General features: G+C 58.2%; 23 protein-coding genes and 3 tRNA genes. 17 read left to right on the top strand and 9 right to left on the bottom strand.

Annotation, left to right across the window (positions count from 1 at the left end; genetic code table 11):
- Positions 1–66 precede the first annotated feature (66 nt).
- From HBN79_RS15925 to HBN79_RS15910, 4 genes are all read left to right on the top strand, one after another.
- The gene (locus tag HBN79_RS15925) at positions 67–420 is read left to right on the top strand and encodes an MGMT family protein (RefSeq protein ID WP_095003349.1); all 354 of its coding nucleotides are present in this window, start codon (positions 67–69) and stop codon (positions 418–420) included.
- Between the two features lie 42 nt (positions 421–462).
- Entirely contained in the window at positions 463–2,007 is a 1,545-nt protein-coding gene (locus tag HBN79_RS15920) for an AmpG family muropeptide MFS transporter (RefSeq protein ID WP_095003348.1), read from the top strand.
- A gap of 103 nt (positions 2,008–2,110) precedes the next feature.
- Positions 2,111–3,826: a proline--tRNA ligase gene (locus HBN79_RS15915; RefSeq protein ID WP_095003347.1), complete on the top strand. Its 1,716-nt coding sequence runs from the start codon at positions 2,111–2,113 to the stop codon at positions 3,824–3,826.
- Between the two features lie 17 nt (positions 3,827–3,843).
- The gene (locus HBN79_RS15910; protein WP_095003346.1) at positions 3,844–4,797 is read left to right on the top strand and encodes a hypothetical protein; all 954 of its coding nucleotides are present in this window, start codon (positions 3,844–3,846) and stop codon (positions 4,795–4,797) included.
- A gap of 113 nt (positions 4,798–4,910) precedes the next feature.
- Here HBN79_RS15910 and dinB read toward each other — a convergent pair whose 3' ends face one another.
- A complete protein-coding gene (gene dinB, locus HBN79_RS15905; RefSeq protein WP_169916876.1) occupies positions 4,911–5,972 on the bottom strand; it encodes a DNA polymerase IV in 1,062 nt (353 codons plus the stop codon).
- Positions 5,973–6,261: 289 nt separating this feature from the next.
- On the opposite strand from dinB, the gene HBN79_RS15900 reads away from it, so the two are divergent.
- The 5 genes from HBN79_RS15900 (at position 6,262) to HBN79_RS15880 (ending at position 11,027) form a co-directional block, all read left to right on the top strand.
- Positions 6,262–6,338 (top strand) — tRNA-Met (locus tag HBN79_RS15900).
- A 193-nt stretch (positions 6,339–6,531) separates the two neighbouring features.
- Positions 6,532–6,608: transfer RNA gene (locus HBN79_RS15895), tRNA-Met, on the top strand.
- A gap of 161 nt (positions 6,609–6,769) precedes the next feature.
- A tRNA-Met gene (locus HBN79_RS15890) sits at positions 6,770–6,846 on the top strand.
- Between the two features lie 258 nt (positions 6,847–7,104).
- Positions 7,105–9,747, top strand: coding sequence for a bifunctional lysylphosphatidylglycerol flippase/synthetase MprF (gene mprF / locus HBN79_RS15885; RefSeq protein ID WP_169916875.1), 2,643 nt, complete (start codon positions 7,105–7,107; stop codon positions 9,745–9,747).
- Positions 9,747–11,027, top strand: a complete 1,281-nt coding sequence (locus tag HBN79_RS15880) for an AcvB/VirJ family lysyl-phosphatidylglycerol hydrolase (protein WP_095020422.1) — start codon at positions 9,747–9,749, stop codon at positions 11,025–11,027. Before mprF ends, HBN79_RS15880 begins: the two co-directional genes overlap by 1 nt.
- A gap of 170 nt (positions 11,028–11,197) precedes the next feature.
- On the opposite strand, the gene HBN79_RS15875 is transcribed toward HBN79_RS15880, so the two are convergent.
- Positions 11,198–13,099, bottom strand: a complete 1,902-nt coding sequence (locus HBN79_RS15875) for a potassium transporter Kup (protein ID WP_095020421.1) — start codon at positions 13,097–13,099, stop codon at positions 11,198–11,200.
- A 304-nt stretch (positions 13,100–13,403) separates the two neighbouring features.
- On the opposite strand from HBN79_RS15875, the gene rimO reads away from it, so the two are divergent.
- The 5 genes from rimO (at position 13,404) to tsaA (ending at position 17,467) form a co-directional block, all read left to right on the top strand.
- The gene (gene rimO / locus HBN79_RS15870; RefSeq protein ID WP_086795996.1) at positions 13,404–14,744 is read left to right on the top strand and encodes a 30S ribosomal protein S12 methylthiotransferase RimO; all 1,341 of its coding nucleotides are present in this window, start codon (positions 13,404–13,406) and stop codon (positions 14,742–14,744) included.
- 104 nt (positions 14,745–14,848) lie between these two features.
- A complete protein-coding gene (locus HBN79_RS15865; RefSeq protein WP_095019816.1) occupies positions 14,849–15,313 on the top strand; it encodes a GNAT family N-acetyltransferase in 465 nt (154 codons plus the stop codon).
- A gap of 71 nt (positions 15,314–15,384) precedes the next feature.
- Entirely contained in the window at positions 15,385–16,095 is a 711-nt protein-coding gene (locus HBN79_RS15860; RefSeq protein ID WP_095003026.1) for an rRNA pseudouridine synthase, read from the top strand.
- 80 nt (positions 16,096–16,175) lie between these two features.
- Entirely contained in the window at positions 16,176–16,637 is a 462-nt protein-coding gene (locus tag HBN79_RS15855; RefSeq protein WP_095003025.1) for a DUF1456 family protein, read from the top strand.
- A 134-nt stretch (positions 16,638–16,771) separates the two neighbouring features.
- On the top strand, positions 16,772–17,467 hold the full coding sequence (gene tsaA, locus HBN79_RS15850) for a tRNA (N6-threonylcarbamoyladenosine(37)-N6)-methyltransferase TrmO (protein WP_169916874.1): 696 nt from the start codon (positions 16,772–16,774) through the stop codon (positions 17,465–17,467).
- Between the two features lie 121 nt (positions 17,468–17,588).
- Here the strand turns inward: tsaA and fpr are convergent, their stop codons facing one another.
- Positions 17,589–18,368, bottom strand: coding sequence for a ferredoxin-NADP reductase (gene fpr, locus HBN79_RS15845; RefSeq protein WP_019827846.1), 780 nt, complete (start codon positions 18,366–18,368; stop codon positions 17,589–17,591).
- A 117-nt stretch (positions 18,369–18,485) separates the two neighbouring features.
- Between fpr and HBN79_RS15840 the strand changes: the two genes are divergently transcribed.
- Positions 18,486–19,412 (top strand): LysR family transcriptional regulator, encoded by a 927-nt coding sequence (locus HBN79_RS15840; RefSeq protein ID WP_095003023.1) that lies wholly within the window; start codon positions 18,486–18,488, stop codon positions 19,410–19,412.
- Here the strand turns inward: HBN79_RS15840 and HBN79_RS15835 are convergent.
- The 3 genes from HBN79_RS15835 to HBN79_RS15825 form a co-directional block, all read right to left on the bottom strand.
- Positions 19,409–19,771, bottom strand: a complete 363-nt coding sequence (locus tag HBN79_RS15835) for a diacylglycerol kinase (RefSeq protein ID WP_016779774.1) — start codon at positions 19,769–19,771, stop codon at positions 19,409–19,411. The two genes, HBN79_RS15840 and HBN79_RS15835, sit on opposite strands and share 4 nt — an antisense overlap.
- A gap of 75 nt (positions 19,772–19,846) precedes the next feature.
- Positions 19,847–20,497: a response regulator transcription factor ErdR gene (erdR, locus tag HBN79_RS15830; protein ID WP_095003022.1), complete on the bottom strand. Its 651-nt coding sequence runs from the start codon at positions 20,495–20,497 to the stop codon at positions 19,847–19,849.
- A 303-nt stretch (positions 20,498–20,800) separates the two neighbouring features.
- Entirely contained in the window at positions 20,801–21,556 is a 756-nt protein-coding gene (locus HBN79_RS15825) for a tRNA-uridine aminocarboxypropyltransferase (RefSeq protein ID WP_095003021.1), read from the bottom strand.
- 207 nt (positions 21,557–21,763) lie between these two features.
- Here HBN79_RS15825 and HBN79_RS15820 point away from each other — a divergent pair, with 207 nt between their 5' ends.
- Both HBN79_RS15820 and HBN79_RS15815 read left to right on the top strand, forming a co-directional pair.
- A complete protein-coding gene (locus tag HBN79_RS15820) occupies positions 21,764–22,174 on the top strand; it encodes a PA3611 family quorum-sensing-regulated virulence factor (protein WP_095003020.1) in 411 nt (136 codons plus the stop codon).
- A 207-nt stretch (positions 22,175–22,381) separates the two neighbouring features.
- Positions 22,382–23,497: a TIGR00730 family Rossman fold protein gene (locus tag HBN79_RS15815; protein ID WP_095003019.1), complete on the top strand. Its 1,116-nt coding sequence runs from the start codon at positions 22,382–22,384 to the stop codon at positions 23,495–23,497.
- 167 nt (positions 23,498–23,664) lie between these two features.
- On the opposite strand, the gene recX is transcribed toward HBN79_RS15815, so the two are convergent.
- The 3 genes from recX to HBN79_RS15800 all read right to left on the bottom strand — a co-directional run bounded on the left by recX (position 23,665) and on the right by HBN79_RS15800 (position 25,831).
- The gene (recX, locus tag HBN79_RS15810) at positions 23,665–24,132 is read right to left on the bottom strand and encodes a recombination regulator RecX (RefSeq protein WP_095003018.1); all 468 of its coding nucleotides are present in this window, start codon (positions 24,130–24,132) and stop codon (positions 23,665–23,667) included.
- An 8-nt stretch (positions 24,133–24,140) separates the two neighbouring features.
- Positions 24,141–25,247 carry a recombinase RecA gene (gene recA / locus HBN79_RS15805; protein WP_016779767.1) on the bottom strand — a complete coding sequence of 369 codons (1,107 nt, stop codon included), beginning with the start codon at positions 25,245–25,247 and terminating at the stop codon, positions 24,141–24,143.
- Positions 25,248–25,330: 83 nt separating this feature from the next.
- Positions 25,331–25,831, bottom strand: a complete 501-nt coding sequence (locus HBN79_RS15800; RefSeq protein WP_095020419.1) for a CinA family protein — start codon at positions 25,829–25,831, stop codon at positions 25,331–25,333.
- Positions 25,832–25,881 lie beyond the last annotated feature (50 nt).

The following is a 25,881-nucleotide window of genomic DNA, read 5'->3' as shown; positions in this document are numbered from 1 at the left end:
CGACTCATTGTGCCGGAGTTCATTCTATAGTTCTGTAACAACCCCCATCTTGACCAGAAGTGTCCCTTGAATACACTGCCAGACATTCTTCAAACTCCCGCCGAGATTCGGCGCACGGCGCTGTATTCAACCTTGATGATGGTGCCTGCAGGTTACGTGGTTACTTACGGGCAACTCGCCGAAGCGGCGGGTCTGGGTCGCGCAGCGCGCTGGGTTGGGCGAACGCTCAGCCAGCTCCCCGACGATACACGCCTTCCGTGGCACCGGGTGCTCGCCGCCGGTGGTCGTATCAGTCTGCCTGCAGGTAGCCCGTCTGGTGATGAACAGCGCGCGCGTTTGCGGGCAGAAGGCTTGAGCATCATGAATAATCGCGTGGATATGCGACGCCATGGCTGGCGCCAGATAGAGCACTGCGGTTAGAGTGCGCCCTTTGTTTCCGCAACCAGAGGCAGACTCCAGTCCATGCCCCGTAAAACCTGGCGCGAAGCGCTAGCTGCGTATTCCAGCCCCTCGACCCTAGTGCTGTTGCTGCTCGGTTTTGCCGCCGGCTTGCCGTACATGCTGGTGTTTTCAACCCTTTCCGTCTGGTTGCGCGAAGCCGGTGTGGCCCGCGAAACCATTGGCTATGCCAGCCTGATCGGGCTGGCATACGCCTTCAAATGGGTGTGGTCGCCGCTGCTGGACCAATGGCGCCTGCCATTACTCGGCAAACTTGGCCGGCGTCGCTCATGGCTGGTGCTGTCACAGTCACTGGTTATCCTGGGCCTGATCGGCATGGGCTTTTGTGACCCGCAAAAACATCTGTCCTGGCTGATTGCCATTGCGGTTGTAGTGTCTTTCGCTTCGGCGACCCAGGACATTGCCGTCGATGCCTATCGCCTGGAAATCGCCGAAGACAACCGGCAGGCCGCGCTCGCCGCCAGTTACATGTCCGGTTATCGCGTAGCGGCCCTGCTGGCCACGGCGGGCGCCCTGTTCTTTGCCGAAGGCTTCGGTTCGACGGGCTTCAACTACAAACATTCGGCCTGGACCGGCACCTACGTGCTGTTCGGCCTGCTGATGGTCCCCGCACTGCTCACCACCCTGTTTATGCGCGAACCGCCGGTACCGTTGCGCACCCAGCTGTCGGCCGGGCGCTACAGCTTTGGCCATCAGCTGGCGTCAGTTTTTGTACTGATCGTACTGCTGGTATCTGTCCCGGCCATGTTCACCCAGCTCTACAACACCGATTTTGCTGGCGTGTTGTTTGAAGGGGTCAGCCCGCTGAACCTGATACTGGAAGACCGGGCGTTTCTACGCGCCATCCTGTACACCCTGCTCACCGTGTTGTGCCTTTCATCCATCGGACGACGCGGCCTGGCTCCGGTTCTGACCCCGGTTAATGACTTTATCGTTCGGTATCGCTGGCAAGCCCTGCTACTGCTGGGGTTGATTGCCACCTACCGCATGTCGGACACGGTCATGGGCGTAATGGCCAACGTGTTCTATATCGACCAGGGTTTTACCAAGGATCAGATTGCAGGTGTCAGCAAGATTTTCGGCCTGATCATGACCCTTGTCGGTGCGGGCATGGGCGGCTTGTTGATCGTGCGTTTCGGCATTTTGCCAATTCTGTTGATCGGTGGTGCAGCATCGGCAGGCACCAACCTGCTGTTCATGTTGCTGGCCGATATGGGCCCGAACCTGCAGATGCTGATTGTCACCATTTCCCTCGACAACTTCAGCTCCGGCCTCGCCACCTCAGCATTCGTCGCCTACCTGTCCAGTCTGACCAACCTCAAATTCTCCGCCACCCAGTACGCCCTGCTCAGCTCGATCATGCTGCTGCTACCGCGCTTGATGGGCGGTTACTCGGGGGTCATGGTCGAGAAGTTCGGTTATCACAACTTCTTTATCATTACCGCGGTGATGGGCATCCCGACGCTGCTGCTGATTGCCTTGCACTGGTATCAGGAGAGCCGCCGGGCCCGGCAAAAGCCCGTTGTCGACCTGGAAAAGGCCCAATAAACACGAGGGGGAGCACACCTCCCCCGCCCGCCCTGTACGCAGGCAGATCTCGCCCGTACAATGCCGAGTCATTTCTAGTCATCAGCAACGGCACCGGCTAACCATGCGCACCAGTCAATATTTGCTCGCCACACAGAAAGAAACGCCTTCAGATGCGGTCGTTATCAGCCATCAGCTGATGCTGCGCGCAGGCATGATTCGCAAACTTGCTTCGGGCCTCTACACCTGGCTGCCCATGGGCCTGCGGATCATGCGCAAGGCCGAAGCCATTGTTCGCGAAGAAATGAACGCTGCAGGCGCTCTGGAAGTGCTGATGCCGAGTATCCAGCCAGCTGAGTTGTGGCAGGAGTCCGGCCGTTGGGAAGAGTACGGCCCTGAACTGTTGCGCCTTAAAGACCGCCACGGTCGCGAGTTCTGCGTGGGCCCGACCCACGAAGAAGTGATCACCGACCTGTGCCGCAACGAGTTGAACAGCTACAAACAGCTGCCAATCAACCTGTACCAGATCCAGACCAAATTCCGTGACGAAATCCGCCCGCGCTTCGGCTTGATGCGCGGCCGCGAATTCATCATGAAGGACGCCTACTCCTTCCACGCAGACACCGCTTCGCTGCAGGTCACCTATGACCGTATGCACCAGGCCTACTGCAACGTGTTCACCCGCCTGGGCCTGAACTTCCGCCCGGTTGAAGCCGACAACGGCTCCATCGGCGGTGCCGGCTCCCACGAGTTCCACGTTCTGGCTGAATCCGGCGAAGACGATATCGTGTTCAGCAATGGTTCCGACTACGCGGCCAACATCGAAAAAGCCGAAGCCGTACCCGCCGAAACTTCGCGCCCTGCTGCCACCCAGGAGCTGCGCCTGGTCGACACACCGGATGCCAAGACCATCGCGCAATTGGTTGATGGCTATGACCTGCCAATCGAGAAAACCGTCAAGACCCTGATCGTTCACGCCGCCGAAGCTGGCAAACTGATCGCTCTGGTGATCCGTGGCGATCACGAACTCAACGAAATCAAGGCTGCCAACCATCCGCTGGTGCACAGCCCGCTGGTCATGGCCTCGGATGCCGAACTGCGTGACGCCATCGGCGCCGGCGCTGGCTCTCTGGGCCCGCTGAACCTGCCACTGCCATGCATCATTGATCGCTCGGTCGAGCTGATGAGCGACTTCGGTGTGGGTGCCAATATCGACGACAAACACTACTTCGGCGTGAACTGGGAGCGCGACCTGCCAGTACCGACCGTTGCCGACCTGCGCAACGTGGTGGCCGGCGACCCTAGCCCGGACGGCAAAGGCACGCTGGAAATCAAGCGCGGTATCGAAGTGGGTCACATCTTCCAGCTGGGCACCAAGTACAGCGAAGCCATGAAGTGCCAGGTACTGGGCGAAAACGGCAAGCCGGTCACCCTGGCCATGGGCTGCTACGGCATTGGTGTTTCCCGCGTGGTTGCCGCAGCCATCGAGCAGAACAACGACGAGCGTGGCATTATCTGGAGCGATGCCCTGGCCCCGTTCCAGGTTGCCCTGGTACCGCTGCGCTACGAAACCGAAGCCGTACGTGAAGCTACCGACACGCTCTATGCCGAACTGACTGCAGCTGGCTTTGAAGTGCTGCTGGACGATCGCGACAAGAAAACCAGCCCCGGCATCAAGTTCGCAGACATGGAACTGATCGGCATCCCGCACCGGATCGTGGTCAGCGACCGTGGCCTGGCTGAAGGCAATCTGGAATACAAGAGCCGCACCGAAGCAGAGCCGCAAGCCCTGCCCGTTGCTGATGTGCTTGCCTTCCTTCAGGCCCGTATCGCTCGCTGAAACCAGATAGAGACGCCATGTTCACTCGAAACACCTTGACCCTCGGGGGCGCCGCCATGTGCGGCGCCCTGCTGCTGAGCGGCTGTGCCAATCACATGTCGCAACGCAGCGAGCACGAGGAACGCATCGAGCGCAAACTGCTCGCCCACAGCCTGCAGATCGATGTCGGCTCGCCAACTGTGCTTGAGCTGCCGCAACGTCGTGTGCGCATCAATGAACAGAAGACCTTCGAGGTCACCGAGTTCGATGTCACACGTCATTACGACCGCTACACCCCATACCAACCCTGGCGCGAAGTCTACGAGATTCCGCTGGGCGCGGTGGCTATTGTCGCCGGGGTAGGTGCCAATGTGCTTAATGTGTTCATGTTCGGGCAACTGCCTGACAGCGTGACCAAAGACTGGATCAACTACGGCTTTGCAGGGGTAAACCCGGCGATGAACGTGCAGTCCCATGGCCGCGCCGAGCAGAACCTGGCGGGGATTGATGATGTTCAGCGTGACAAGCGCCTGGAATATTCAAGCCTGCCCTGGGCCGAACGCCCGGTGGTGATCAAGGCTGGCAAACAGACCCACGAGCTGACCACAGACCGCAATGGCGTGCTGCGCCTCAACCTGCTGGACAGCCCTTTTGCCGAACAGGATCTCAATCACGTCGGCAAGCTGACCATCATGGTGGAAGACGCCCAGGACGAAACCCATTCCGATTCGACCCTGTCGATCAGCAGTCACCTGCGCGGCAAGCTGCTCGAAGCACATAACCTGATCTACGACGACCTGGAGGGTGACGACGTCAACCAATGGGTACATCGGGTCAAACGCCTGTCGGAACTGGGGCTGGAAGAAGAAGCCAGCGAACTGGAACAAAGCCTGATCGAACTCACGCGCAACGATCCTGAGTTGCAACGTGAATTCCTTCAATCCTTGACCAAAAATGCCGGGAGACTGGTAGCGGATCCCGGCGTCAGCTGACGCAACTCTGACATGTGGGAGCGGGCTTGCTCGCGATGATATGGCTGCGGTTTTCCTGACAGACCGCACGCCAGCATCGCGAGCAAGCCCGCTCCCCCAACCAGCAAACCAGCCTACCCCTTGAACAGCTCCAGCTGCTCAAAACCAGTGTTCAAATCATGCAAACGCACGCCCAGCCCGAGCAATCGCACGGGCCTGGCACCGCGCGCAAACGCCTGGCTCAACAACCCCTGATAACTCTCAAGGTCGCGCCCGGCACCGGATTGCTCCAGCGTGGTCTGGGTAAAGTCATGGAACTTCACTTTGACAAACGGCTTGCCGGGGCGATAACTGCTGTCGATACGGCCAATACGCCGGTTCAGGGTCTCTAGCAACTCCGGGAGTTTCTCCAGGCAAGAGGCCAGATCTGGCAGGTCAGTATCGTAAGTGTTTTCCACGCTGACTGACTGACGCCGACTGTCACTTTGCACCGGACGCTCATCAATCCCCTGCGCCAACCCCCACAACCGCTCACCAAAACTGCCGAATTCCCGCACCAGAGCCAGTTTGTTCCAATCACGCAGTTGCAGGCAGGTTTCGATACCCAGGCGCCCAAGCTTGTCCGCCGTGACTTTGCCCACGCCATGCAGCTTATTGACCGGCAAGGCAGACACGAAATCATCAACCTGATCAGGGGTGATCACGAACAAGCCGTTGGGCTTGCGCCAGTCACTGGCAATTTTGGCCAGAAACTTGTTGGGGGCTACCCCGGCCGACACCGTGATATGCAACTGATTGGAAACGCGCCGGCGGATGTCCTGAGCTATGCGCGTGGCACTGCCGGCAAAATGCGGGCTGTCGGATACATCCAGATAGGCTTCATCCAGAGACAGCGGCTCAATCAGCTCGGTGTAGTCGCGCAAGATGCCGTGAATCTCTCTGGACGCTTCTTTATAAGCATCCATCCTGCCGTTGACGATAACCAGGTCCGGGCACAGCTTGAGCGCATGCCGGGACGCCATTGCCGAGCGCACGCCATAAGCCCGAGCTTCATAATTACAGGTCGAGATGACCCCGCGCCGATCAGCCGAGCCCCCGACAGCCATCGGCTTGTTTGCCAGGCTCGGGTCATCACGCATCTCAATAGCGGCATAGAAACAGTCACAGTCGACGTGGATGATTTTGCGCTGCGTCATGTAAGGCGGTGTTCTTCAAGGAGGTAGGCAATACTCGGCGCAAGTATGTCACCGCGAACTGTATATAGCACCAGTAGTCTTGATTCTCCCCGACAGACGCGGGAAAAATCGCAGCTGAATTGTTTTTTTCAATCGAATCTCTACCCTCAATAGAGCTACACCCCATACGGAACAGGGCCTGCAGGTCTTTTTATAGCTGTATTTTCTAGCTAAGCAATTGACGCATAACGAATTTTTCTAAATTAACGTTTGACAGCCCAGCGTATCGCTGTAGAATCCACCCCACAGACGCGGGATGGAGCAGTCTGGTAGCTCGTCGGGCTCATAACCCGAAGGTCGTCGGTTCAAATCCGGCTCCCGCAACCAAACATCAAAAAAGGCTACTCGAAAGAGTGGCCTTTTTTGTGCGCGTGTGCTTTGTGCTGCCACCCAACCCGTAGCAGCTGCTACGGACCGAACTGCCCATATCCAAAATCAATGCCAGCTTTGATCTTATTTAACTCATTTATACATTAAAGGTTGACTCCCCCGCCCATCACTGTAAAGTGCGCCCCACAGACGCGGGATGGAGCAGTCTGGTAGCTCGTCGGGCTCATAACCCGAAGGTCGTCGGTTCAAATCCGGCTCCCGCAACCAAACATTAAAAGGCTGCTCGAAAGAGTGGCCTTTTTTGTGCCCGGGTGTTTTTGCCCTCCTCCTGCCAAATGCAGAGCATGGATTAAAACCGGGTATTTCAAGCGGTTACGTGATTTAAGGGTTGACACCTTAACGATTCGCTGTAGAATCCACCACACAGACGCGGGATGGAGCAGTCTGGTAGCTCGTCGGGCTCATAACCCGAAGGTCGTCGGTTCAAATCCGGCTCCCGCAACCAAACATCAAAAAGGCTACTCGAAAGAGTGGCCTTTTTTGTGCGCGCTCGAAAAGTCAGAGACAAGCGTTTATTGACATTAAACGTCATATTTCTGAAAGTCCGTTCATCTATGCTGTCCGCCAACAATTAACCTTTTTTCTCAGACCAATCCTGAACCTCAGGCAAACGGCTGAACACATTTAGAAATATTTTAACCAAAAGGATTGGTAACTTGAGCCTATGCCTCCATCCTATCGCGCACGATCCACGAGGTGATTGATGCCCGATAACTCGCCAGAACCCAAAGAAGCCGTTACAGCAGCCCACCCCATAGCCGCGACCCGATTGCGCTGGCTGGATTTGCTGAGCAAGTATCGCCAGCCCATTGGGCTCGCGCTCACGCTGCTGTTATTTGCAATAGCACTGATTGCGTGTCGCCATCTGTTAAGCGAACTTGACCTGTACGCCCTGCATGACTCGATCCTCGAAGTTCCCAAGCCCGCCCTCTTCGGTGCCGTGGCTGCGACTGCCGCGGGTTTTATCATCCTGCTCGGTTATGAGTGGTCAGCCAGCCGCTATGCGGGGGTAAAACTGCCACCCAAAACCCTGGCACTGGGCGGCTTTACCGCCTTTGCCATTGGCAATGCCATCGGCCTGTCGCTGCTGTCCGGCGGCTCTGTGCGGTATCGCCTTTATGCCCGGTATGGCGCGGGGGCGTCAGAAGTCGCCCATATGACTCTGTTTGCCAGCCTGTCGCTGGGCTGCGCCCTGCCACCGCTGGCGGCACTGGCCACATTGAGCAATTTGCCCGCAGCCTCCGCCGCCCTGCATATCCCGGCCTGGATATTGGGTGCTATCGCTTTTGCGGTGCTGGCCCTGTTTGCCTTGCTGGCAATAGGAATCTACCGCCGACGCCTGCCCGAGCAGCCGATCCCGGACAACCTGCTGGTCAAGGCCGGGCGCCGCACATTGCGCCTGCCAAGTGCGCGCCTGACCTTGCTGCAACTGGTCATTACCGCTCTGGACGTCGCGGCCGCCGCCACGGTGCTCTATCTGCTGCTGCCTGAAGCACCGCCCTTCGGCGCATTTATGCTCGTTTACCTGCTGGCCCTGGCGGCCGGCGTGCTCAGCCACGTCCCCGGCGGTGTCGGGGTGTTTGAGGCAATCTTGCTGGCAGCCTTCGCCGACAAGCTCGGCGCCGCACCATTGGCGGCAGCCCTGCTGCTGTATCGCATGATCTATGTGATTCTGCCGCTGCTGATTGCCTGCCTGATGCTGCTGATGACCGAAGCTCAGCGCCTGATTCACGCCCGCCAAAGCCTGCGGGTTGCGTCAGGCCTGGCCGCTCCGGTACTGGCCGTGCTGGTATTCATGTCCGGCGTGGTTTTGCTGTTCTCCGGCGCCACACCGGAAATCGACACGCGCCTCGAACACATCGGTTTTCTGATCCCCCATCGCCTGGTCGACGCTTCGCACTTTGGCGCCAGCCTGATCGGCGTGCTCTGCCTGCTTTTGGCCCAGGGCCTGCGCCGCCGCCTGTCCGCCGCCTGGATGCTGACCACTATCCTGTTGCTGGTCGGCGCCGTACTGTCCCTGCTGAAAGGCTTCGACTGGGAGGAAGCCACTATCCTGGTTCTCACCGCCAGCCTGCTGGGCCTGTTCCGCCGCTCTTTCTACCGCCCGAGCCGCCTGACCGAACTGCCCTTTTCACCGCTATATCTGGTGGCCAGTGTCTGCGTACTGGGCGCCTCGATCTGGTTGCTGTTGTTCGCCTATCAGGACGTTCCTTATAGCCATCAACTGTGGTGGCAGTTCACCCTTGACTCGGACGCACCACGGGGCCTGCGCTCGCTGCTGGGTGCCGCGGTACTGCTGGTGGTCGTATCCCTGACCTGGTTGCTGCGCACTGCCCGCCCGGTGATCCACCTGCCCGATGCCACCGAACTGGAAAAGGCCGGCAAGATCATCCTTGCCTCCGACCAGCCCGACGGCGGCCTCGCGCTGACCGGTGACAAGGCCTTGCTGTTCCACCCCGACGACAACGCCTTCCTGATGTACGCTCGCCGCGGGCGCAGCCTGGTGGCGCTGTACGACCCGATCGGACCGCCCCAGCAACGTGCCGAGTTGATCTGGCAGTTTCGCGACCTGTGCGACACCGTTCATGCCCGCCCCGTGTTCTATCAGGTACGCGCCGAGAACCTGCCGTTCTATATGGACATCGGCCTGACCGCGATCAAGCTCGGTGAAGAAGCCCGGGTCGACTTGCACCGCTTTGATCTCGAAGCCAAGGGCAAAGAGATGAAGGACCTGCGCTACACCTGGAACCGTGGCACCCGTGACGGCCTGTCACTGGAAATCCACGAACCGGGTGAGGCACCAATGGATGAGCTCAAGGTCATTTCCGACGCCTGGCTCACCGGCAAGAATGTGCGGGAAAAAGGCTTCTCACTCGGGCGCTTCAGCGAGGACTACATCAAGCACTTTCGCATCGCGATCATTCGCTTTGAAGGCAAGCCGGTGGCCTTTGCCAACCTGCTTGAGACCCACAGCCATGAGCTGTCGAGCCTCGACCTGATGCGTGCCCACCCGGACGCGCCGAAACTGACCATGGAATTCATGATGGTCGGCCTGATTCAGCATTATAAAAAGCATGGATACGCCCGTTTCAGCCTGGGAATGGTACCTCTGTCCGGCCTGCAACCGCGTCGCGGCGCACCCTTGACCCAACGTTTGGGTTCGATGCTGTTCCAGCGCGGCGAGCACCTGTACAACTTCCAGGGTTTGCGTCGCTTTAAAGACAAATTCCAGCCCGACTGGGAACCTCGTTATATGGCCGTACCCGCCGGACTTGATCCGCTGGTGGCACTGGCTGATACCGCCGCCCTGATTGCAGGCGGCTTGACTGGATTGGTGAAACGTTAATGAAACATCGTTCCTGGCGGTTTTTGTTGCTTGCCTTGATAGTTCTGGTCGCCCTGGCAGCAGGCGGCTATTGGTGGTGGAATCGCCCGGCTCCGGAACCGACGATTGAACACCTGGGCCAGACCGATGGCTCGACCCTGACCAGGGTCACACCCGGACAGAGAGCCCAGGCCCGGGTGGTGATTGCCACTCCGGCCGAAGAAGCCCTGAACGACAAGCAACTCATGGCCCTGAGCCGCGCAGGCAAGGCGCAACTGGTGCAAGTGATCCTGCCCAAGGACGACTGCACCCTGCAACAGCAAGCACTGCAAACCGCGCTACAGCAGCTCAAGGGGCCTGCAACCCTGGTCAGCGGCATAGGCCCTGGGGCCACTCTGGCCTGGCGCTGGCTGGCCGCGCAAACCAACGACAAGGCGCAAGCCGTATCGGTGGGTTTCAAGCTGGAAGAACCCGGCTGCACACTGCCCGTTCCGAAAACTGCCACCCACGGTAACTGGCTGGTGGCCTGGAACGACAACCCTGATGACCCGAGCGCGGCTTTTGTACGCGATCAACCGAATGCGCAGACCAGCATCAGCGACTACGACATTCACTACCCACAAGTCCTGAGCAACGAGCTGCGCAAAATCCTGGTGGGCGATGAAAACGGCGGGCTGAGCATGCCGGTGGTCGAAGTACCTGCCGGCCAGCAAAACAGCACCGTGACCCTGTTCCTCTCCGGTGATGGAGGCTGGCGGGATCTGGACCGTGACGTGGCGGGCGAGATGGCCAAGATCGGCTACCCGGTGGTGGGCATCGACATGCTGCGCTACTACTGGCAGCACAAGACCCCCGAGCAAAGCGCCACCGACCTCACCGAACTGATGCAGCACTACCGGCAAAAATGGGGCACCCAGCGCTTTGTACTGGTGGGCTATTCGTTTGGTGCAGATGTGTTGCCGGCCACCTACAACCGCCTGCCTGAAGCGGAGCAAAAGCGTGTCGACTCGATCATGCTGCTGGCCTTTGCCCGCAGCGGCAGTTTTGAGATCCATGTCGATGGCTGGCTGGGCAAGGCTGGCGCAGAAGCGGATACCGGCGAAGAAATGTCCAAGCTGCCAGCCAGTAAAGTCGTGTGCATCTATGGCGCAGAAGAAGTCGATGAAAGCGGCTGCACTGCCAAGACCGCAGTCGGCGAAAGCCTCAAGCTGCCCGGCGGCCATCACTTCGACGAGAATTACCCGGCCCTCGCCCAGCGCCTGGTGGACCTGATCAAGAAACATCAGGCGACGGCCCAATAAGTCAGCCTTTGTGGGAGCGGGCTTGCCCGCGATAGCAACGACTCGATCTACCAGATACACCGAGCCGCCTGCATCGCGAGCAAGCCCGCTCCCACAGTTACAGGCCCCGGCTTAACCAAAAAAGCCCCGACTCTCGCGAGCCGGGGCTTTTTTATTGCGCCTGGACGGGTTTACATCTCGACCTGCGTCCCCAGCTCAATCACCCGGTTAACCGGCAGCTTGAAGAAGCGCAGGTTGCTGTTGGCATTCTTGAGCATAAAGGCGAACAAGGCTTCACGCCAACGCGCCATACCCACCAGTTTGGAGGTAATCACTGTCTCACGGCTAAGGAAGTAAGTGGTGCGCATCGGGCTGAAATCCAGCTCATCAAGATGGCACAGCTTCAACGCATCAGGCACATCCGGTTCATCCATAAAGCCAAAGTGCAGGATCACCCGGAAGAACCCGTCACCATAGGCGTCCACCTCGAACCGTCGCGAAGCGGGCACTCGCGGCGAGTCTTCGTTGACCACCGTCAGCAATACCACCTGCTCGTGCAGCACCTGGTTGTGCAGCAAGTTGTGCAACAGCGCATGAGGTACGGCATCCGGACGCGCAGTCAGAAACACCGCCGTCCCCTTCACCCGATGCGGCGGCTGTACCCGGATGCTGCTGATAAACAGCGGCAGTGGCAGCGCGCTTTCGTCAAGACGATCCACCAGTAGTTGCTTGCCGCGGCGCCAGGTGGTCATCAGGACAAACAGCACTATGCCCGCCAGCACCGGAAACGCCCCGCCCTGGAAGATTTTCGGCACGTTGGCAATAAAGAACAGACCGTCCACCAGCAAAAAGCCGATCAACACGGGCACGGCCAGAACAGGTGGCCACTTCCACAACAGCAACATCACTGCCGACACCAGAATACTGGTAATCAGCATGGTCCCTGTGACCGCCACCCCATAAGCCGAAGCCAGGGCTCCCGAAGACTCAAAGCCCAGCACCAGCAAAATCACCCCGACCATCAGCGACCAGTTCACCGCGCCAATGTAGATTTGGCCCTGTTCGGCGCTTGAAGTGTGCTGGATATGCATGCGCGGGATATAACCCAGCTGAATTGCCTGATGGGTCAGGGAGAAGGCTCCGGAAATCACGGCCTGGGAGGCAATCACCGTCGCCAGCGTGGCCAGCCCGACCAAAGGAATCAACGCCCAGGCCGGCGCCAGCAGATAGAACGGGTTGCGCGCCGCCTCAGGATTTTCCAGCAGCAAGGCGCCCTGGCCAAAGTAGTTGAGCACCAGCGCGGGCAACACCAGGATGAACCAGGCCCGGGCAATCGGCTTGCGACCAAAGTGGCCCATATCGGCATACAGTGCCTCGGCGCCGGTCAGCGCCAGCACCACGGCACCCAGAATGGCAACGCCCATGCCAGGGTGAGAAACAAAGAACCGCACGCCCCATAGCGGGTTCAGCGCATTGAGCACTTCAGGGTGCTGAACGATACCGTGGATCCCCAGGCCGCCCAGCACCACAAACCACACCACCATGACTGGCCCGAACAGCTTGCCGATACTGGCCGTGCCATGGCGCTGAATCAAAAACAGCAGCACCAGCACAATCAAGGCCAGCGGCACGACCCAATGCTCCAGGCCGTCGAATGCCAGCTCAAGCCCTTCTACGGCGGATAGCACCGAGATCGCCGGGGTAATCATGCTGTCGCCGTAAAACAGTGCCGCACCGATCAACCCCAGGATCACCAGCACCGAACGCAACTTCGGATAAGGCGACGCCGCACGCCTGGCCAGTGCGGTCAGGGCCATGATGCCACCCTCCCCTTCGTTGTCGGCGCGCAGGATAAACAGCACGTACTTGATCGAGACCACCCAGATCAGCGACCAAAGGATCAGCGCCAAAATACCGAAGACACCGTCATGGTTGACCTGCACACCATAGCCGCCGGAAAACACCTCTTTGAGGGTGTACAACGGGCTGGTACCAATATCGCCGTACACCACTCCGACCGCTGCAACCAGCATCCCGATAGGCTTGGCCTTCGAGTGACCGTCTTCTGCCGCCTGACTGCTTGCCTGCCCCATCAACCACTCCTACGACCATTGACCGCGTTTCTTAATGGCTTGCGCTACATTTGATCAGCAGCATGCGCTGATTTCCCGAGTGTTAGCTACGGCTCCTGCCTACAAAATCACGTTAGTTAAAAACCCTGCTTTCGCAACGGCGCGCAGCATAGCGCAGCACTCGTCGCAAATCCCCGTATAACGCTGGTCAAGTGCGTTGACCATAGCTAAAATTGCGCACTTTTTTTGATCAGAGGCGCAATAAGCGCCCGTTCGTCGTGCAGCCTTTACGGGCATGTAACGTCACTACATACCGAGGTTCGCCATGTCCACCGTTACCACCAAGCCAGCCAACCCAAAGGTTGGCTTTGTTTCCCTGGGTTGCCCGAAAGCACTGGTCGACTCCGAGCGCATCCTTACGCAACTGCGCATGGAAGGCTATGACGTCGTCTCAACCTATCAGGACGCCGACGTCGTGGTGGTCAACACCTGCGGCTTTATCGACAGCGCCAAGGCCGAATCCCTGGAAGTGATCGGCGAAGCCATCAAGGAAAACGGCAAGGTCATCGTGACCGGCTGCATGGGTGTCGAAGAAGGCAATATCCGCGACGTGCACCCAAGCGTACTGGCCGTGACCGGCCCGCAGCAGTACGAGCAGGTAGTCAACGCCGTGCACCAGGTGGTGCCGCCGCGCCAGGATCACAACCCGCTGATCGACCTGGTGCCGCCACAGGGCATCAAGCTGACGCCACGTCACTACGCCTACTTGAAGATTTCCGAAGGCTGCAACCACAGCTGCAGCTTCTGCATCATCCCGTCGATGCGCGGCAAGCTGGTCAGCCGCCCGGTGGGTGACGTGCTCGACGAAGCCCAGCGCCTGGTCAAGGCCGGCGTCAAAGAGCTGCTGGTGATTTCTCAGGACACCAGCGCCTACGGCGTTGACGTCAAATACCGCACCGGCTTCTGGAACGGTGCTCCGGTCAAGACGCGCATGACCGAGCTGTGCGAAGCCTTGAGCTCTCTGGGCGTATGGGTGCGTCTGCACTACGTTTACCCGTACCCGCACGTTGACGAACTGATCCCGCTGATGGCCGCCGGCAAAATCCTGCCGTATCTGGACATCCCGTTCCAGCACGCCAGCCCGAAAGTGCTCAAGGCCATGAAACGCCCGGCGTTTGAAGACAAGACCCTGGCCCGGATCAAGAACTGGCGTGAAATCTGCCCGGAACTGATCATCCGTTCGACCTTTATCGTCGGCTTCCCGGGTGAAACCGAAGAAGACTTCCAGTACCTGCTCGACTGGCTGACCGAAGCTCAACTGGATCGCGTGGGTTGCTTCCAGTACTCGCCGGTAGAAGGAGCACCTGCCAACCTGCTGGACGCGGCCATCGTGCCGGATGACGTCAAACAGGATCGCTGGGATCGCTTTATGGCCCATCAACAGGCCATCAGCGCAGCACGCCTGCAGATGAAGATCGGCAAGGAAATCGAAGTCCTGATCGATGAAGTCGACGAGCAAGGCGCTGTAGGCCGCTGCTTCTTCGATGCCCCGGAAATCGACGGCAACGTATTTATTGCGACCGAAAAAGATATCAAGCCGGGTGACAAGATCATGTGCCGCGTCACCGACGCCGACGAATATGACCTGTGGGCTGAAGTGATCTAATTCGCGACTGCCTCGTAAAAAGCCCTGCCGCTCTCGCGCCAGGGCTTTTTTTACGGCTATCGTAAACCCATTGCCTTCCACACCTGTGTCAGGAGACACGCTCGATGCAACAACAATGGGTCATTCATACCCCACGTCTTACGGACTTCGCCGAACTAACCGACGTATGGGAAGCATCTGTTCGTGCCACCCATGATTTTTTACCTGACAGCTATATTCAACTTCTGCGCGGCCTGGTCAAAGACCAATATCTGGACGCCGTCATGCTGATCTGCTGCAAGGACCCGGTCAGCAAACGCATTACCGGCTTTGCCGGAGTCGCGGCCGGCAAGGTTGAAATGCTGTTTGTTCACCCGGATTACCGGGGGCAAGGCATCGGCAAGTGCCTGTTAATGTTCGCCATCAATGAACTGAATGCCGAACGCCTCGACGTCAATGAGCAAAACTCGCAAGCCATCGGCTTTTACCTCAAACAGGGGTTTGAGGTGATCGGGCGCTGCGAAAAAGACGGCATGGGCCAGCCCTATCCCCTGCTGCACCTGCGGTATAAACGCCCAGCACGTGCATAAGGCAAATGTTGCCGGGCTTAACCGGCGCCAGGCGGGTACAATAGCCGCCCAATTCCTTTACGGCCCCTGTCATGTCTGAACCGATACGTCTCTCCAAACGCCTCATCGAACTCGTCGGCTGCTCCCGCCGTGAGGCCGAACTGTTCATTGAAGGTGGCTGGGTCACGGTAGATGGCGAAGTCATCGACGAGCCACAGTTCAAGGTCGACAACCAGAAAGTCGAGCTGGACCCTGAAGCCAAGGCCACCGCGCCCGAGCCTGTGACCATTTTGCTCAACGCCCCGGCGGGCCTGGATACCGACAGCGCCATGGCGTTGATCGGCCCGGACACCCTGAGCGAAGAACACCGCTTCGGCAAGCGCCCGCTCAAGGGCCACTTCCTGCGCCTGAGCGTTGGCAATGAGCTGCAAGCCAACGCCAGCGGCCTGCTGGTGTTTACCCAGGACTGGAAGATCGTGCGCAAGCTGACGGCCGATGCCAGCAAGATCGAGCAGGAATACGTGGTCGAGGTCTCTGGCGAAATGGCCCCCCACGGTCTGAACCGTCTCAACCACGGCATGACTTACAAGGGTCGCGAGCTGCCTGCGGTCAAGGCCAGCTGGCAGAGTGAAAACCGCCTGCGTTTTGCGATGAAAAATCCGCAACCAGGTGTGATTGCCCTGTTCTGCCAGGCGGTAGGCCTGACCGTGATTTCCATGCGCCGGATTCGTATCGGCGGCGTGTCGATGGGCAAGTTGCCCGTAGGCCAATGGCGCTATATGAGCGCCAAAGAAAAGTTCTAACGACTTACAGCCCTACCCCGAACATTTCGACACCGCAGCAATGCCTGCGGTGCTTACTGCTGAATATCAGGATTACCCAAATGATTCATAACGACGTACTGCGCAGCGTGCGCTACATGCTCGACATCAGCGACAACAAGGTTGTCGAAATCATCAAGCTTGGTGGCCTGGAAGTTACCAAGGAAGATGTACTGACCTACCTGAAAAAAGACGAAGAAGAAGGTTTTGTACGTTGCCCTGACGACGTGATGGCGCACTTCCTGGATGGCCTGGTGATCTTCAAGCGCGGCAAGGACGAAAGCCGTGCGCCAATGCCGGTCGAGCTGCCGGTGACCAACAACATCATTCTGAAAAAACTGCGTGTGGCCTTCGAACTGAAGGAAGACGACATGCACGCCATCCTCAAGGCTGCGGGCTTCCCGGTGTCCAAGCCCGAGCTGAGCGCCCTGTTCCGCAAGTTCGGCCACACCAACTACCGCACCTGTGGCGACCAGTTGCTACGCAACTTCCTCAAGGGCCTGACCCTGCGCGTTCGCGACTGAAAACACACCTCCTGTGGGAGCGGGCTTGCTCGCGATAGCAGCACCGCAGTGATTCAGATTGACCGAGCCGTCTGAATCGCGAGCAAGCCCGCTCCCACAAGAGCCTGTTCTGACCCACCAGCCCGATATCTCCCATGCCCTACACCGTCTCCCCCATCGGCTTTGTGCGCTCCTGCTTCAAGGAGAAGTTCGCCATCCCGCGCCAGCCACAACTGGCACCGGCCGCCCGTGGCGTGCTGGAACTGGTCGCACCCTTTGACCAGGGCGATGCGGTGCAGGGCCTGGAGCAGGTCAGCCATGTCTGGTTGCTGTTTGTGTTTCATCAGGCACTTGAAGACAAGCCTCGCCTCAAGGTGCGCCCGCCACGCCTGGGCGGCAACAAGTCGATGGGCGTGTTTGCCACCCGCGCCACCCATCGCCCGAACGGCATCGGCCAGTCAGTGGTCAAGCTGGACAAGGTAGAAGCCAATCGCCTGTGGATTTCCGGCATCGACCTGCTCGACGGCACGCCGATTCTGGATATCAAACCCTATGTGCCCTACGCCGATATCATCAGCGATGCCAGCAATGGCATGGCCAGCGCCGCACCGGTATTGATCCCCGTGCGATGGGCCGACAGCGCCCTGCAACAGGCCCACAGGGAAGCCCTGCGCCTTCAGGAGCCGCTGGTGGAGCTGATCGAGCAATGCCTGGCGCAAGATCCACGCCCTGCTTACCAGACGCCCACAGCCGAACGAGAATACGGCGCGCAGTTCTGGGATCTGGATGTACGCTGGCATTACCCCGAGCCTGGTTTGATCCGTGTGCTTGAGGTGATTCCCAAGCCGTGACCTGAAACGCAATGTGGGAGCGGGCTTGCTCGCGATTACGGCCTGTCAGTCACCCATGCGGTGGCTGAGACTCCACAATCGCGGGCAAGCCCGCTCCCACATTTGTATCGATCTGCGTTTGTTACTTCTCGACGAAAGCACGCTCGATCAGGTAATCACCCGGCTCCCGCATACGCGGCGAAACTTTCAGGCCGAAGCTGTTAAGCACTTCGCTGGTCTCGTCGAGCATGCTCGGGCTGCCGCACAACATGGCACGGTCGTCCTGCGGGTTGATCGGCGGCAGACCGATATCGCTGAACAGCTTGCCGCTGCGCATCAGATCGGTCAGGCGGCCTTCATTCTCGAATGGCTCGCGGGTCACGGTCGGGTAGTAGATCAGCTTTTCACGCAGCGCTTCGCCGAAGAATTCGTTCTGCGGCAGGTGCTCGGTAATGAATTCGCGGTAAGCGACTTCATTGACGTAACGCACACCGTGGCACAGGATCACTTTTTCGAAACGCTCGTAGGTTTCCGGATCCTGGATAACGCTCATAAAGGGCGCCAGACCGGTGCCGGTGCTGAGCAGATACAGATGCTTGCCCGGCTTCAAGTCGTCCAGCACCAGCGTACCCGTAGGTTTTTTGCTGATGATGATCTCGTCGCCTTCCTTCAAGTGCTGCAACTGGGAGGTCAGCGGGCCATCAGGCACCTTGATGCTGAAGAACTCCAGATGCTCTTCCCAGTTCGGGCTGGCAATCGAGTAGGCACGCATAAGCGGACGGCCATTGGGCTGTTGCAGGCCGATCATCACGAACTGACCGTTCTCGAAGCGCAAGCCCGGGTCACGGGTACACTTGAAGCTGAACAGGGTGTCGTTCCAGTGATGAACACTGAGGACACGTTCGTGGTTCATGTTGCTCATGTACGGGGCTCCTAAATTCGCCTGCGCTGACTATGGGCGCGATTGCACAGCATTCTAATGGCGGCGACAATATCTGTTAACTGAATTATCAAGATAAGGGTTATCGGTTATATCGATATGCGATTTACTCTCAGACAACTCCAGGTTTTCGTCGCCGTCGCCCAACAAGAGAGCGTGTCTCGCGCTGCCGGCTTGTTGGCCCTTTCACAATCTGCTGCCAGTACCTCGATCACCGAACTGGAGCGCCAGACCAGCTGCCAGCTGTTCGACCGTGCCGGCAAGCGCTTGAGTCTCAACGCACTGGGCCGGCAATTGCTGCCACAGGCTGTCGCATTACTGGATCAGGCCAAGGAGATCGAAGACCTGCTTAATGGCAAGTCCGGTTTTGGCTCATTGACCGTCGGCGCGACACTGACCATCGGCAACTACCTGGCCACCCTGCTGATCGGCAGCTTTATGCAGGCGCACCCGGAAAGTCAGGTCAAGCTGGTGGTTCAGAACACGGCTCATATCGTGCAACAAGTCGCCCACTACGAAATTGATCTGGGTCTGATCGAAGGCGATTGCGCCCACCCGGATATTGAAGTGCAGAGCTGGGTCGAGGATGAACTGGTGGTGTTTTGCGCCCCGCAGCATCCACTGGCGGCTCGTGGCCGCGCCACACTTGACGAGCTGACCCGTGAAGCCTGGATTTTGCGCGAACAAGGCTCGGGAACTCGCCTGACGTTCGACCAGGCCATGCGCCATCATCAAACGTCGCTCAATATTCGCCTGGAACTGGAACACACCGAAGCGATCAAGCGCGCCGTTGAGTCGGGGCTGGGCATTGGCTGCATCTCACGCCTGGCGTTGCGTGACGCTTTCAGGCGCGGCAGCCTGGTGGCAGTGGAAACGCCTGAACTGGATCTGGCCCGGCAGTTCTTCTTTATCTGGCACAAAAAGAAGTATCAGACATCCGCCATGCGCGAATTTCTGGAGCTGTGCCGCGCCTTCACCGCCGGGGTTCAGCGCAGCGACGAGATCGTATTGCCAACCATTGCTTAAAGCAGGATCACTGCCCACACCACGGCAATCATGGTCAGCACCACAAACTGGGCAGCGCTGCCCATGTCCTTGGCGTTTTTCGACAAGGGGTGCAGGTCGAGGGAGATTCGGTCAACCACCGCTTCAATGGCCGAGTTCAACAACTCGACAATCAATGCCAGCAGGCACACAGCGATCAGCAATGCGCGCTCTACGCGGCTCACATTTAGCAAGAAGCTCAGCGGGATCAGGATCACGTTGAGCAGCACCAACTGCCGAAAAGCCGCCTCGCCCGTAAAGGCTGCGCGCAAACCGTCCAGCGAGTAACCGCCAGCATTCAAAATCCGTTTAAAACCGGTTTTACCCTTGAAAGGCGACATAGATAGGCAACTGCACAAAAAATGAGAGGGGAACGCTAGTTCACGCTTCGTCAAAAAAGCGTGAAGATTCGCAGATTAATGACTCGAAATTGATTCAAGTTGCTGCAAGAGTAGCGCGGCCTGGGTGCGAGTGCGAACTCCCAGCTTGCGGAAAATCGCCGTAACATGGGCCTTGATGGTTGCCTCGGAAACGCTTAGCTCATAAGCGATCTGCTTGTTCAGCAAACCTTCGCAGACCATGGTCAGCACGCGGAACTGCTGGGGCGTCAGGCTGGCCAGCCCTTCGCTGGCCGCTTTGGCCTCGGCCGAGACCTGAACATCCTCAAACGCCTGGGGCGGCCATGACACATCACCATCCAGTACGGCACGTACGGCCTTCTGGATGTCTTCCAGCGAACTGGATTTCGGAATAAAGCCGCTGGCTCCGAACTCGCGGGAACGCACCATGATCGAGGCTTCTTCCTGGGCCGACACCATCACCACCGGAATTTGCGGGTATTGGCCACGTAACAACACCAGGCCGGAGAAACCGTAAGCACCCGGCATGTTCAAGTCGAGCAGTACCAGATCCCAATCTGCCTTTACCGCCAGCTGTGCTTCAAGCTCGGCAATACTGGCGACCTCTACCAGGCGAACATCAGAGCCCAGACCCAGGCTCACGGCCTGGTGCAGGGCACTGCGAAACAGTGGATGGTCGTCGGCAATCAGGATTTCGTATGTGGCCATTGTTTAAATGATCCCGTTTTTCAGGCGAGCACTGATCAATTCCAGCACTCGCTAAGGCAACTCGAGCAAAAGCTCAAAGACTGTGCGTCAAAGGGCGCGATTTACGCGAAACGTCGGCAAATATAAGTGTTTTGACAGCTGCGATAGCCGAATCGGCGCCAAGCATGCCCAGCGAAACAAGGGTGGTCAAGCTGAAAACCTGACACCCGGGTCCACGTAGAACCCCTTAGAGCGCCATCATCGAAAAACCCGCCATGCTGCGCGCTTACATCTGTTGGAAAATTGTAGCGCTACTTCTTTAGTCTATTGAGCCCGATTCTGGGGAAGGTCTTTTACAAAAACGCCCAGTTCCTGGTGCGCTGCGCTGGACTCATTGATCGGCAACTGGTTCTTGGCATCCAGATAATGCTGACTGAAGACATCGAAGTAGGCATCCAGCGCACTTGAGGCCTGGGAGTCACCGGCAAGTTCAAGACACAGGCTGGCAACTTCCGCGGTACACAGATGCTCGCTGCGGGTAGAGCGGCGCAAGCGGTAACGCGAAAGCCGCTCAGGCAGCAGGCTCAAAATCGGCAAGGTGTCGAAGTACGGGCTTTTGCGGAAAATCTTGCGTGCTTCGGTCCAGGTGGCATCCAGCAGAATAAACAACGGACGCTTGCTGCTGTCCAGATCCACCGTGTGCGTTACCCGCTCAGGCGCGACGTACTCGCCGGGAAACACCAGATACGGCTGCCATTGTGGATCGGCCAGCAACGCCAGCAAGGCTTCGTCGGTTTCAGTGCGTGACCAGATAAAGGCAAAATTGTCTTTGACCACATCTGCGATCAACCAGCCGGTATTGCTGGGCTTGAACACTTCCTTTTTAGTCATGACCAGACACACCCCCGAACGTGTCTCGACCCGGGGTCGCCAGCTGCACAGGCAGTGGCTTTCGATCACACGGCAGGTATGGCAACGCGGAGCCCGCGAGCCGCGGGCCAGGTAGGGTTTGGTGCTCTCCTCTTCACGCTCGTCTCGTAAACGGGCTACAGCATTCGGGGAAAAGGTCGTCAGGGTCATGATTTTTACTTTAAAGGCGCCAAGCGTCCATTCGCCAGAATTGGCGCATAAACGGATTCACAATAGAAAGGAGCCAAGTTTACCAGAGGCGCGATTCCATGACCTTTGGCATTTCCTGCATGGCTATGCTGACCTATACTCCCGCGCCACTGAACGCACAGATATATGGCCTGTCCAAGTCTGCGTCACTGAAATCAGGAGAGATTCATGCTGCGCCATATCATTCCGACCGTCGCTCTAATGCTTGCACTGCCTCTGGCCGCACACGCAGCCTCTCTCAAGGATTTTGAGCTGAACAAAACCTTGCTCAAGGTTGCAGAGAAAAGTAATGAAGGCAAACCGCGAGCAATCAATGCAGACCTGCTGGATAAAGGCTTTACGGTAGACGGCACTGTGCTGATCAACAACCTGGAAGCCAGCCCGACACTGGCCGCCCAGATGCGCTCCAACCCAGAAGAGACCGTGCCGCAACTGGGTCGCAGCGTGTGCAGCAATGCAGGTTTCCGTACCCTGATGGCTCAAGGCGCCACGCTGCGCTACAGCTTCAGGGAGTACAAAACCAACAGCCCGGTCCTGATCCAGGATTTCCGCGCTGAAAACTGTCAGCGCAAAAAGTAAATCCCCCGCCACGCCGTACCCCGTACGGCGTATGACCCCGCTCTGCAGCCCTGCCTCCTTCCGCTAAACTTCATGTATGTCAGGCAATTAGCTATTGCCAGTCAAGACATCTCAGGACCATCATCGAAGCATCATTGTGACACTCAGTGTCTCAGCGCCTGCTCAGGTTGCGGCGTTTTCAAGGATGTTGCGTAGAAGGAGAAATACATGCCTGATCAATCCAATGACTCCCTGACGCTGTTTTTCCAGGAGCAGGGTCTTGAGCTTGCACAAGAAGTGGACGAGCAACTGCAGCGGGTTGCACCCGACAGCCCTAACCGGGCGCTTTACCGCGAGATGCTGCTGACCGTATTGCGCATGGCCCATGACGACCTTGATCGCTGGAATGCCAAGATCACCCTGCAAGCCATTCGCGAACTGGAAAAAACCTTTCGCACCCTGGAGCAGTTCAAGGGCCGTCGCAAAGTCACGGTCTTCGGCTCGGCCAGAACCCCGGTAGAACACCCGCTCTATGCCCTGGCACGGGAAATGGGCAGCGTGCTGGCCAAGTCCGACATGATGGTCATTACCGGCGGCGGCGCTGGCATCATGGCTGCCGCCCATGAAGGTGCAGGCCTGGCTCACAGTTTGGGGTTCAATATCACCCTGCCGTTCGAGCAACGGGCCAACCCCACCATCAATGGCACGCCCAATGTTCTGGCGTTTCACTTTTTCTTTACCCGCAAACTGTTTTTCACCAAGGAAGCAGATGCTCTGGTGATGTGCCCGGGCGGTTTTGGCACGCTGGATGAAGTGCTGGAAGTAGTGACCCTGATGCAAACGGGTAAAACCCCGTTGGTGCCGGTAGTTTTACTGGATGTGCCGGGGGGCAAGTTCTGGCAGGGGGCGCTGGACTTTATTCACAACCAGCTGGAAGCCAACCAGTACATCCTGCCCAACGATTTGAAGTTGATGCGCCTGGTGCATAGCGCCGAAGAGGCCCTTGCTGAAATCAACCAGTTCTACAGCAACTTCCATTCAAGCCGCTGGTTGAACAAAACTTTTGTGATCCGCATGAAGCGGCCGGTCAGTGTGCAGGCACTCAAGGAGATACAGCAGGCGTTTGCCGATATCTGCCTGAGTGACGGCTTCCATCAAGAGCAATACTGCCACTTTGAACATGACGACCCAAAACTCAACCACCTGACCTGCCTGGGCTTTGCGTTTAGCGGGCGCAATCAGGGACGGCTGCGCGAACTGGTCGACTTTATCAACCTGCCGCAAAACTGGGCTGCAACTGATAATGCGCCTACGGCGCAGATGCACGAGTCGCTGGCTGATTAAGCCGGAATTGGTAAGTGGGCTGGTACTGTGGGAGCGGGCTTGCTCGCGATGCAGGCGGCACGATCTGGCAGGCAAACCGCATTGCCGCCTTCGCAGGCAAGCCTGCTCCCACAGGTTTTGTGGCGCCCACTGAATCCGAACCTTAAAGGGTACGAGCGCCAACAGCTTCAGTCATCAAACTCTCGGCCGCTTAACAGGCGGCCGATCATTTCAAGCGGGTAACCGCGGTAACTCAAAAAGCGCCCCTGGCGGGCACGCTCTTTTGCATCAGCGGGCAACTGACCGGAAAACTTGCGGCGCCAGGTCTCTTCCAGTCGCTCTTGCCAGTCGAAACCGCATTCTCGCAACGCCTCCTCTATATCTCCACGCACCAGCCCACGCTGGCCAAGCTCTTCACGAATTCGCAAAGGGCCATAACCGGAACCGGCACGGTAGTTGATATAGCTTTCAAGGTAACGAGACTCGGACAACAGCCCCTCTTCCGTCAAACGGTCAAGGGCAGCGTCGATCATGTCGGGGCAAGCGCCGCGCTGACGCAACTTGCGCGTCAGCTCGACTCGACCGTGCTCGCGTCGCGCGAGCAGATCCATTGCAGTCCGTCGCACCGCGACGGGGGTATCCAGGACGGCAATCATGGCAGTGATCAGTTATCGCCGTCGGTGGCGTTTTCCATTTCTTCGGCTTCAGCCAGCGCTGCAGCTTCTTTGGCAGCCTTGCTCATTTTTGGCATGACTTTCAGTTCTGCCAGTTCGGCATCGGTTTTTGGCCCGAGCAACTTCTCACGCAGCTGCTTCTCCAGCGCATCCTTGATGTCCGGGTTATCGTCCAGGAACTTGGCGGAGTTGGCCTTGCCCTGACCGATTTTGCTGCCGTTGTAGCTGTACCAGGCGCCAGCTTTTTCAACAAAGCCATGCAGTACGCCCAGGTCAATCATTTCACCGTTCAGGTAGATACCCTTGCCGTACAGGATCTGGAATTCAGCCTGACGGAACGGTGGTGCCACCTTGTTCTTGACCACTTTCACACGGGTTTCGCTACCCACCACCACATCGCCTTCTTTTACGGCGCCGGTGCGGCGGATATCCAGACGTACCGAAGCGTAGAACTTCAGTGCGTTACCACCGGTGGTGGTTTCAGGGCTGCCGAACATCACGCCGATTTTCATGCGGATCTGGTTGATGAAGATAACCAGGCAGTTGGCGTTCTTGATGTTACCGGTGATTTTACGCAGCGCTTGCGACATCAGACGGGCTTGCAGGCCAACGTGGGTATCGCCCATGTCGCCTTCGATTTCAGCTTTTGGCGTCAGTGCAGCAACGGAGTCGATGATGATCACGTCAACCGCATTGGAACGCACCAGCATATCGGTGATTTCCAGTGCCTGTTCGCCGGTGTCAGGCTGTGAAACCAGCAGGTCATCAACGTTTACGCCCAGTTTGGCAGCGTACTCAGGATCAAGGGCGTGCTCGGCATCGACGAAGGCGCAGGTAGCACCGGCCTTTTGCGCCTGTGCAATCACGGACAGGGTCAAGGTGGTTTTACCCGACGACTCAGGGCCGTAGATTTCAACAATACGGCCTTTTGGCAGACCGCCAATGCCCAGTGCGATGTCCAGACCCAACGAGCCGGTGGAGATCGCCGGCACGGCCTGACGCTCCTGGTCGCCCATCAGCATCACGGCTCCCTTGCCGAATTGACGTTCGATCTGACCCAGGGCCGCAGCCAAGGCTTTCTTCTTGTTGTCGTCCATTAAAGTCCTCTCGTAATCAATAAGGCCCGACGGCCGATAACTGTATAAGTAGCCAGTATTATTCCACAGGGTTAGAGGATCGCCTACCCCTGATTTTTTATTTCTCGTACCGTTCGGCGTATTAAACCTTCCAGAGCGGCAATCACGGTTTGCCGGCGCACCTCATCGCGGTTGCCCGCAAAGTGCCTGCGCTCGCTGGATACCTCGTCGCCGGCGCCCCACGCCAGCCACACGGTGCCGACCGGCTTCTCGGGCGAACCGCCCCCCGGCCCGGCCACACCACTGACCGCCACGGCAAATCGCGCCCCGCTTTGGCCCTGCGCACCCTGCACCATCGCCTCGACCACCTCGCGGCTGACCGCCCCCACCCGGGTGAATAAAGGCTCGGGAACCTCCAGTTGCCGGGTCTTTTGCTGGTTGGAGTAGGTCACAAACCCCGCCTCAAACCACGCGGAGCTGCCGGCAATACGGGTGATGGCCTCGGCAATGCCGCCACCGGTGCAGGACTCGGCGGTTGTCACCTGGGCATTGAGAGCCTTTAACAGCAGCCCGAGTTCAGATGCAAGTTGAGATATTTGATCCACTGTCCTCTCCTGATGGCGGGTCTGCGCCATAACCTACACCAAAAAGCGCC

The organism is Pseudomonas sp. WS 5051, from assembly GCF_012985715.1.
GTDB classification, from domain to species: Bacteria; Pseudomonadota; Gammaproteobacteria; order Pseudomonadales; family Pseudomonadaceae; genus Aquipseudomonas; species Aquipseudomonas bubulae.
This window is presented reverse-complemented; position numbering and strand designations above follow the sequence as displayed.